Source organism: Streptomyces sp. 8L, assembly GCF_020176795.1.
Lineage (GTDB): Bacteria > Actinomycetota > Actinomycetes > Streptomycetales > Streptomycetaceae > Streptomyces.
Genome location: NZ_JAIUKE010000105.1, coordinates 1 through 8,534, shown reverse-complemented (window position 1 = coordinate 8,534; position 8,534 = coordinate 1). Strand labels below are relative to the sequence as shown.

The following is an 8,534-nucleotide window of genomic DNA, read 5'->3' as shown; positions in this document are numbered from 1 at the left end:
GGGACGTACGAGCTGGTCCGCCCGGGGACGTCCGGCGGCCCGCGGTGCCTGCCCGGGGCGGGCGGGGTGTGGTGCTGCGGCGCCGGGGGCTGGGTGCGGTGCGGCGGGTGGTGGTACGGCGGGGCCGGGACGGACTGCGACTCGCAGGTGTTGCCGAACGCGGGGTTCAGCAGCCCGATGACGTCGATGGTGTCGCCGCACGCGTTGACCGGGATGTCCAGGGGGACCTGGGCCAGGTTTCCGGAGAGCAGGCCGGGGGAGTTCTGGGCGGTCCCGGACGCCTCGGAGCCGGAGCCCGCCTGAACGGACTGGCCGCCCGCCGTGGCGCCCGCGGGACGGTGCTGGGCCGCGGCCGTGTGAGCCGGTGCCGCGGGAGTGGCCGACTGGGGCGTGCCCATCGGCGCGCCCTGGGACGGGACCGTCTGGCCGGGCCGGGGCATCGGCTTGTGCGCCGGTGCGGGCAGCGGCGCGGGGGCGGCGTGCCGGCCCGAGCTCGGCGCGGCCCGGTTGCCGGCCGCGTCCCGGCGGGCGGGGGACTGCGCCGTCGCGTCCCGGTGCGCCCGCTCGTACTGCCCGTGCGGCGCCGTCACATTGGCGCAGGTGTTGCCGAACGCCGGGTTCAGCAGCGCGACGACGTCGACGCTGTTGCCGCAAGCGTTCACCGGGATGTCCACCGGCACCTGCACGTTGTTGCCGGACAGCACTCCGGGGGAGCCGGCCGCCGTGCCCTGCGCGTCCGACGCGAAGGCGTGTCCGCCGCCGAGGGACAGCACACTTGTCGCCGCGGCGGCCGTGAGCAGCCCTTTGCTGATGAGGTCTCGCATCTGGTCTTTTCTCTCCTGCTGACAGGGGGTCGGCACCGTTGCGGGGTGGCCGGGCCGCCGCAGCGGGCGGCCGGATGCGCGGGCCCCACGCGCGGACCGGGTCGGCCGTGCGCGGGGGAGCCGCGAGAGAGCCGACGTCAGTCGGTGTTGACGCAGGTGTTGCCGAACGCCGGGTTCAGCAGCGCGACGATGTCGACGCTCAGACCGCAGGCGTTCACCGGGATGTGGACCGGGACCTGGATCACGTTGCCGGACAGCACGCCCGGCGACTTGGCGGCGACGGCGCCGGCACCGGCGTCGGCCATCGCGGGGGCCGCTGCGCCGGCCGCCATGAGCAGCCCGGCGGCGACGGAAGCTGCCTTCATGCCCTTCATGTTGAGTCCTTTCTGCAGCGGAGAACGCGCGTCCGCACGACTCTCGTGGTCCGCGGGCCTCGGACATTCCGGCCCGTACAGCCGCTGCGGGAACTCCAACGATCGGAAAGTGGCAAGGAAACTGTTCCGCATTACCGCTTCCGCCCGTTCACTCGATTGCCGCGTTGTGCATTTTCGTTTCTGCGCCTATTTCACGCGGCGGACGCGGGGCGTGCGCGTCCGGTCGGCTCAGGCGAACCGTAAAACACGAAAAAAAGAAAAACAGCCGGCCCGGGCGGTGTGCCCGGGCCGGCCGCGCGCCATCCCTGCGAGGGTCGGGGCGAGGGTCAGCCGTTGGCCGTGCCGTTGCCCGAGAGCACCGGGATCTGGTCCGCGAGGTGCGACAGGTCCTCGTCGCCCTTGGCCTGCGTCGAGCCGTCGGCGCACTGCTGGTTCTGCGGGTTGGACAGGGCGTTGACGTCCTGGACCGTCACCGGCACCAGGCCGACGAGCGAACCGACGTTGACCTTCGCGGGGACGCCGAGGCAGAGCTTGTTGAGCGAGCCGCCCACCAGAGTGCCCTGGAGGGACTCGTCACCCTTGGTCGTGGCGTTGGCGAACGAGTCCTTCGCGCCGTTGCCGCTGGCCGAGGTGGTGCCGTGGCTGTTGCCGACGGCCATCGCCTGGGGCGCCACCATGGCGGAGGCGCCGACTACGGAAGCGGCGACTGCGGCTCCCGCCATAATCTTCTTGATCACGGTTGGGTTTTCCTTTTCTCGGCGGTGCGAAGTGGTGCGCCCTGTACCAACCGTGACGTCCCGCTTTGGTTCCGCTTCTTCACTCGATCGGCTTGACGGAGTACCCGGACTGACCGCTGGGCCGTTGGAGTGAATGCACAGAACTAAACCATCGGTGCGCAGTTGCTCAGTGCGCCCCGGCCAGATGGGGCGATCCTTCAGAAGGGGACTCATCGTGATCAAGAAGGTTATGGCGGGAGCGGCCGTCGCCGCCTCCGTCGTGGGCGCCTCGGCCGCACTCGCCCCGCAGGCGATGGCCGTCGGCGACAGCAACGGCACCACCGCGCTGAGCGGCAACGGCGCCGCGCAGTACTACGGCAACTCCGCGACCTACGGCAACATGAGCCCGCAGATGGCGCTCATCCAGGGGTCGCTGAACAAGCCCTGCATCGCTCTGCCGGCCAAGGCCAACCTCGGTTCGCTCGTCGGCCTGGTGCCGATCTCCGTCCAGGACATCAATGTCCTGTCGAGCCCGCAGAACCAGCAGTGCACCGAGAACTCGACGCAGAGCAAGGGTGACGAGGCGCTGTCGCACATCCTCGACAACGTCCCGCTGCTGTCCGGCAACGGTACGGCGAACCACTGACCGTCCGCTGCCACGGCCGGGCGTCGGCGCCCCCGCTCTCGGCGGCGTGCCCGGCCGGCCTTGTCTAAGCGCGGTGACGCACCGCGGTGGGCCATCCGGGGGACGGTACGAAACCGAACCCCGACGGCCAAGTTGAATGACCCGGACTCCACCGGTGGAGTCCGACACTCCGGAAAGGTATTCACATGAAGAAGCTGTGGGCAACCGCCGCCGTCGCCGCAACGATCGCCGGCGGCGTGGCCGCCGCGGCCGCTCCGGCCATGGCCGTGGGCGACGACTCGGGCACGGTGTCGGCCAGCGGCAACGGTGCGGAGCAGAGCTTCGGCAACTCCGCGACCAAGGGCGACATGAGCCCCCAGCTGAGCCTGATCGAGGGCACGCTGAACAAGCCCTGCATCGGCCTGCCGGCCAAGGTCAACGCCGGTTCGCTCGTCGGCCTTGTGCCGGTCACGGTCCAGGACGTCAACGTTCTGGCCAACCCGCAGAACCAGCAGTGCACCGAGAACTCCACCCAGGCCAAGGGCGACGAGCCGCTGTCGCACATCCTGGACCAGATCCCGGTCCTGTCGGGCAACGGTGTCGGCAACCACTGACACACCCCACGTACCGGGGGCCCGGTCCCGCGCACACCGCGCGGGGCCGGGCCTCCGGCATTGGTGTGTAGTGTGCACGGGTGCTCACCGTGACCTCCGTGAATGTGAACGGGCTGCGCGCCGCCGCGAAGAAGGGCTTCGTCCCCTGGCTGGCGCGGACCGCGGCCGACGTCCTGTGCCTCCAGGAGGTACGGGCCGAGCCCGGCCAGCTGCCCGCGGAGGTACGGGAGCCGGAGGGCTGGCACACCGTGCACGCGCCCGCCGAGGCGAAGGGCCGGGCGGGCGTCTCCCTCTACTCGCGGCGCGAGCCGGACCGGGTGCGGATCGGCTTCGGCAGCACCGAGTTCGACGCCAGCGGCCGGTACGCGGAGATCGACCTGCCGGGGGTGACGGTCGCCAGCCTCTATCTGCCGTCCGGCGAGGTGGCGACCCCGCGCCAGGACGAGAAGTACCGCTTCATGGCGGAGTTCCTGGTCTACCTGGGTGAGCTGCGCGAGCGGGCGGCGGCCGACGGCCGGGAGGTGCTCGTGTGCGGCGACTGGAACATCGCGCACCAGGAGGCCGACCTGAGGAACTGGCGCGGCAACCGCAAGAACTCCGGCTTCCTGCCCGAGGAGCGCGCCTGGCTCTCGCGGGTGTACGAGGAGACGGGCTACGTCGACGTCGTGCGCGCGCTGCACCCGGACCAGGAGGGCCCGTACTCCTGGTGGTCCTACCGTGGGCGGGCCTTCGACAACGACACGGGCTGGCGGATCGACTACCACGCCGCGACCGGAGGCCTCGCGGCCCGCGCGCTCAAGGCCGTCGTGGAGCGCGCCGCGAGCCACGACGAGCGCTGGTCCGACCACGCGCCGGTCACCGTCACGTACGGCCCCTGAGGACCGGACCGCGCGGCTCCTACCGCCCCAGCGGTCCCTGAGGACCGGGCCCCCTGGCTCCTACCGGCCCAGCGGTCCCCGCGTGTCCCGCGCCTCGCGGCGTTTCGGGCGGGCGCTTTCCCTCTTCGTGGTGTCCGGCGCACGGTCCGCCGCCTTCGTACTGTCCGGCGCACGGCCCTCCGCGGCCGTGGCGAGGCGGTGGTCGAGGGCGAGGGAGAGCTCCGCCTCCACCACGCTCCGGGCCAGCGGGCGCAGCGTGTTCGGGTCGGCGTCCGGGGCGTGCGCGTTGAGCAGCCCGGTGAACAGGGCGGCGAGGGCGTCCGCGTGGGCGCGTACCTCGCGGCCCGCCGCCAGTACGGCGGAGAGCGGCACGCCCGAGCGGACCAGGGACGAGGAGACGTCGAGGAGGCGGCGGCTCATGTGGACGAGGTGGTCGCCGTCGGTGGCGAGGTAGCCGAGTTCCAGGGCCTCGGCCAGGTTCTCCGGCGTCACCTCGGCCTCGAAGTAGTCGGCCATCTCCTCGGGGGAGAGGCTGACCGGCGTCTCCTCGGTCGGCGCGTTCATCCCGAGGACGTCGTGGATGCCGCGGCCGTTCTCCAGGGCGGTCGCGAGGTCCGCGATGCCGTTGAGGTTGTGGCCGCGCTCAAGCAGCCCCGCGATCGTGCGCAGCCGGGCCAGGTGGTGGTCGTCGTACCAGGCGATACGGCCGTCGCGGCGCGGCGGCGGGAGCAGGCCGCGCTCGCGGTAGTAGCGCACCGTACGGGCGGGCAGGCCGGCCGCCTCGGCCAGCTCCTCCATGCGGTACTCGCGGCCCGCGCCGCCGCGGGGGTCTCGGTGATCGTCCGGCATCCCGCCAGCCTATGACCGGACCCGCCGCGCCGCGGACGTACTGCCGGTAACTCATGGGCGCGCACCCCCTACCCATCAGTACGCGGGTGCTCTACGCTCCCATCGTGCCAGTGAATGCTGGCATGGTTGGAGGCGAGTATGGGACAGCACAGGCATGTGCGCGTGGCCGTGATCGGGTCCGGGTTCGCCGGGATCGGCGCCGCCGTACGACTGCGCCGTGAGGGCATCACCGACTTCGTGGTGCTGGAGCGCGCCGACTCCGTGGGCGGGACCTGGCGCGACAACGACTATCCGGGGTGCGCCTGCGACGTGCCGTCGCACCTGTACTCGTTCTCGTTCGCGCCCAACCCCGACTGGCCGCGCGCCTTCTCCGGGCAGCCCTACATCCGGGCGTACCTGGAGGACGTCGTCGACACCTTCGGCCTCGCCCCCCACCTCAGGCTCGGCCACGAGGTCACCTCGGCGCGGTGGGACGAGGACGAACTGCGCTGGGTCGTCGAGACGGCGCCGGGCGCCACGTTCACGGCGGACGTCGTGGTCTCCGCGGGCGGCCCGCTCTCCGACCCCAGGACCCCCGACATCCCCGGGCTCTCGTCCTTCCCCGGCCGCGTCTTCCACAGCGCGCGCTGGGACCACGGCTACGACCTGCGCGGCAAGCGCGTCGCCGTCGTCGGTACGGGCGCCTCGGCGATCCAGGTCGTCCCGGCCATCCAGCCCGACGTGGCCCGGCTCACCCTCTTCCAGCGCACGCCCCCGTGGGTCCTGCCGCGCCGCGACCGGGCCATCACCGGCGTCGAACGCGCCCTGCACCGGGCCGTACCCGCGACGGCCGCCCTGCGCCGCCAGACCCTGTGGGGCCTGCGCGAGCTCCAGGTCCAGGCGTTCACCAAACACCCCGGCGAACTCGGCCTCGTCGAGGCGCTCGCCCGCAGGCACCTGGCGAAGGCGGTGCCCGATCCCGCGCTGCGGGCCCGGCTGACCCCGTCGTACCGCATCGGCTGCAAGCGAATCCTGCTGTCCAACACGTACTATCCGGCGCTCGCGCGGCCCAACGTCGACGTCGTCACGGCCGCGCTCGCCGAGGTGCGCGGCAGCGAACTCGTGGGCCAGGACGGTTCCACCGCCGAGGCCGACGCGATCGTCTTCGCCACCGGCTTCCACGTCACCGACATGCCCATCGCCGAGCGCGTCACCGGCGCGGGCGGGCGGACCCTCGCCGAGGCCTGGAGCGAGGGCGGCATGCGCTCCCTGCGCGGCGCCACCCTCGACGGGTTCCCCAACTGGATGACGATCATCGGACCCAACACGGGCCTCGGCAACTCCTCGATGATCCTCATGATCGAGGCCCAGCTGAACTACCTCGCGGACTATCTGCGCAAGCTGGGCTCCCTGGACCGCGGGGGCCGGGGCCGCCGCGCGGCGCTCGACGCCAGGCCCCGTGCCGTCCACGCCTGGAACGAGCACGTGCAGGAGCGGATGGCGCGCACGGTGTGGAACACCGGTGGCTGCACCAGCTGGTACCTGGACGCCGAGGGCCGCAACACCACCGTGTGGCCGGGCACCACCGCCGAGTTCAAACGGGCCACGCTGCGCGTCGAGGCCTCCGAGTACGACATCGTCCGGCAGCCGGACACCCCGTTGCCCGCGCGTGCGGCAGCCGCCCGCGACGCCGCAGAGAAGGAGGCCGCACAGTGAACTTCCGCCCCCTGCCCAGCCGTACGGTGGACTCCCGCCCGCAGCCAAGCGGCACGGCGAACCCCCGCCCCCTGCCCAGCCGTACGGTCGAGGCCGTCTCCGCGGACGGGTCCCGGATACACATCGAGACCTACGGCGCCGACGGCGCCCCAGCCGTCGTCCTCTCGCACGGCTGGACCTGCAACATCGCCTTCTGGTCCGCGCAGATCGCGGACCTCGCCGCCGACCACCGGGTCATCGCCTACGACCAGCGCGGCCACGGCGCGAGCCCGGCCGCGGCGGCCGACGGGTACTCCACCGAGGCGCTCGCCGACGACCTGGAGGCCGTGCTCGACGCGACCCTGGCCCCGGGCGAACTGGCCGTGCTCGCCGGGCACTCCATGGGCGGCATGACCATGATGGCCGCCTCCGCGCGGCCCGCGTTCCGCGAGCACGCCGCCGCCGTCCTGCTGTGCAGCACGGGCGCGTCGCGGCTGGTCTCCGACGCGCGCGTGGTGCCGATCCGGGCAGGCCGGCTGCGTACCGGCATCACGCGCCGCATACTCGGCGCCCGCGCCCCGCTCGGCCCCGTCACACCGCTGTCGATACGGGCCCTGCACTACGGGACGATGGGCCCGGCCGCCCCGAAGGACCGGGTACGGCGGTGCGTCGAGATCGTGCACGCCTGCCCGCGCGCCGCCCGCGTCGCCTGGTCGGGAGTCCTGGACACGCTCGATCTGGAGCTGGGAGTCAGGGAGTTGGCCGTGCCCACGGCAGTGCTCGCGGGCGAGGCAGACCGGCTCACTCCGCCCGTCCACGCGCGCCGGCTGGCCGGCTGGCTGCCGGACTGCGCCGGCTTCACCACCCTGCCCGGCACAGGGCACATGACCCCGGTCGAGGCCCCGGAGGCCGTGAACGCGGCGATCCGCGAACTCGCCACCGCCCACCTCAAGCACGCGGAGGGAGTCGCATGAGCCGCCCCACGGTGCGAAACGGCCGGCGAAGCGCGGGCAGGAGGCCCGTCCTTGAGGGGAAGGTGGCCGTCGTCACCGGCGCCGCGCGCGGCGTCGGCGAGCTGCTCGCCCGCAAGCTGTCGGCGCGCGGCGCCACCGTCGCCCTGGTCGGCCTGGAGGAGGACCAGCTGAAGCAGGTCGGGGAGCGGCTGCACGGCGAGAGCGGCCACTGGTACGCGGACGTCACCGACCACACCGCGCTCGGCCGGGTCGCGGGCGAGATCCGCGAGCGGTTCGGCCGCGTCGACATCGCCGTCGCCAACGCGGGCGTCGCGAACGGCGGTCCGTTCGCCGACTCCGACCCCGGCACCTGGCGGCGCGTCATCGAGGTCAACCTCATCGGCGGCGCCAACACCGCGCGCGCCTTCCTGCCGGAACTGCTCGCGAGCCGGGGCTACTTCCTCCAGATCGCCTCGCTCGCCGCGATGACCCCCGCGCCGATGATGACCGCGTACTGCGCGTCGAAGTCGGGCGTCGAGGCGTTCGCGCACGGGCTGCGCTGCGAGGTCGGGCACCGGGGTGTCGGGGTCGGCGTCGGCTATCTGTCCTGGACCGACACCGACATGGTGCGCGGCGCCGATCAGGACGACGTGATGCGCGAGCTCCGGCAGCGGCTGCCGTGGCCCTCGAACCTCACGTACCCCCTGGGGCCGGCCGTCGACCGGATCGTGGCCGGGATCGAGCACCGCTCGCCGCATGTGTACGGGCAGTGGTGGCTGCGCGCGATGCAGGGCGTCCGCCCGTACCTGCCGGGTCTGGTGGCGACGGTCGGGAGGCGGGAGATGCGCCGCTTCGAACCCCGGCTCACCGGCATCCGCAGGGGACTTGTGGGCGCGGGCGGGCAGGCCGACGAGGCGGGCCGCACGCAGGAGCACTGAGAAGGGGGGGCGGGGGCGGGGGCGGGGGGGGCGGGGGGGGCCCCCCCCCCCCCCCCCAAGCCCCCACGAGGGCGGGGGGGTGCCGCGGG

At 73.0% G+C, this 8,534-nt stretch carries 10 protein-coding genes; 6 read left to right on the top strand and 4 right to left on the bottom strand.

The window, feature by feature from the left end; genetic code table 11:
* The 3 genes from LCE31_RS40815 to LCE31_RS11155 form a co-directional block, all read right to left on the bottom strand.
* The coding region (locus LCE31_RS40815; RefSeq protein WP_225014025.1) for a chaplin at positions 1–824 on the bottom strand (824 nt) is incomplete at its 3' end.
* A 137-nt stretch (positions 825–961) separates the two neighbouring features.
* A complete protein-coding gene (locus LCE31_RS11160) occupies positions 962–1,198 on the bottom strand; it encodes a chaplin (RefSeq protein ID WP_225014024.1) in 237 nt (78 codons plus the stop codon).
* Between the two features lie 326 nt (positions 1,199–1,524).
* Positions 1,525–1,932, bottom strand: a complete 408-nt coding sequence (locus LCE31_RS11155) for a rodlin (RefSeq protein WP_225014028.1) — start codon at positions 1,930–1,932, stop codon at positions 1,525–1,527.
* Between the two features lie 217 nt (positions 1,933–2,149).
* Here LCE31_RS11155 and LCE31_RS11150 point away from each other — a divergent pair, with 217 nt between their 5' ends.
* From LCE31_RS11150 to LCE31_RS11140, 3 genes are all read left to right on the top strand, one after another.
* Complete coding sequence (locus LCE31_RS11150) at positions 2,150–2,560, top strand: rodlin (RefSeq protein WP_225014023.1); 411 nt, start codon at positions 2,150–2,152, stop codon at positions 2,558–2,560.
* 185 nt (positions 2,561–2,745) lie between these two features.
* On the top strand, positions 2,746–3,153 hold the full coding sequence (locus LCE31_RS11145; RefSeq protein ID WP_225014022.1) for a rodlin: 408 nt from the start codon (positions 2,746–2,748) through the stop codon (positions 3,151–3,153).
* Positions 3,154–3,233: 80 nt separating this feature from the next.
* Positions 3,234–4,031: an exodeoxyribonuclease III gene (locus tag LCE31_RS11140; protein ID WP_225014021.1), complete on the top strand. Its 798-nt coding sequence runs from the start codon at positions 3,234–3,236 to the stop codon at positions 4,029–4,031.
* Between the two features lie 60 nt (positions 4,032–4,091).
* Here LCE31_RS11140 and LCE31_RS11135 read toward each other — a convergent pair whose 3' ends face one another.
* Positions 4,092–4,829: a MerR family transcriptional regulator gene (locus tag LCE31_RS11135; RefSeq protein ID WP_225014027.1), complete on the bottom strand. Its 738-nt coding sequence runs from the start codon at positions 4,827–4,829 to the stop codon at positions 4,092–4,094.
* A gap of 189 nt (positions 4,830–5,018) precedes the next feature.
* Here LCE31_RS11135 and LCE31_RS11130 point away from each other — a divergent pair, with 189 nt between their 5' ends.
* From LCE31_RS11130 to LCE31_RS11120, 3 genes are read left to right on the top strand one after another with little or no spacing between them, the layout of a single operon-like run.
* Positions 5,019–6,575: a flavin-containing monooxygenase gene (locus LCE31_RS11130; RefSeq protein ID WP_225014020.1), complete on the top strand. Its 1,557-nt coding sequence runs from the start codon at positions 5,019–5,021 to the stop codon at positions 6,573–6,575.
* Between the two features lie 26 nt (positions 6,576–6,601).
* Positions 6,602–7,528 carry an alpha/beta fold hydrolase gene (locus LCE31_RS11125; protein WP_374118449.1) on the top strand — a complete coding sequence of 309 codons (927 nt, stop codon included), beginning with the start codon at positions 6,602–6,604 and terminating at the stop codon, positions 7,526–7,528.
* On the top strand, positions 7,525–8,445 hold the full coding sequence (locus tag LCE31_RS11120) for an SDR family oxidoreductase (RefSeq protein ID WP_225014019.1): 921 nt from the start codon (positions 7,525–7,527) through the stop codon (positions 8,443–8,445). Before LCE31_RS11125 ends, LCE31_RS11120 begins: the two co-directional genes overlap by 4 nt.
* The last annotated feature ends 89 nt before the right edge of the window (positions 8,446–8,534 follow it).

What these genes read in the sequence shown, in the direction of transcription:
- LCE31_RS11120 (WP_225014019.1), top strand. Translation starts at nt 7,525, where the DNA reads ATGAGCCGCCCCACGGTGCGAAACGGCCGGCGAAGCGCGGGCAGGAGG.
- LCE31_RS11160 (WP_225014024.1), bottom strand. Translation starts at nt 1,198, where the DNA reads ATGAAGGGCATGAAGGCAGCTTCCGTCGCCGCCGGGCTGCTCATGGCG.
- LCE31_RS11145 (WP_225014022.1), top strand. Translation starts at nt 2,746, where the DNA reads ATGAAGAAGCTGTGGGCAACCGCCGCCGTCGCCGCAACGATCGCCGGC.
- LCE31_RS11130 (WP_225014020.1), top strand. Translation starts at nt 5,019, where the DNA reads ATGGGACAGCACAGGCATGTGCGCGTGGCCGTGATCGGGTCCGGGTTC.
- LCE31_RS11135 (WP_225014027.1), bottom strand. Translation starts at nt 4,829, where the DNA reads ATGGAGGAGCTGGCCGAGGCGGCCGGCCTGCCCGCCCGTACGGTGCGC.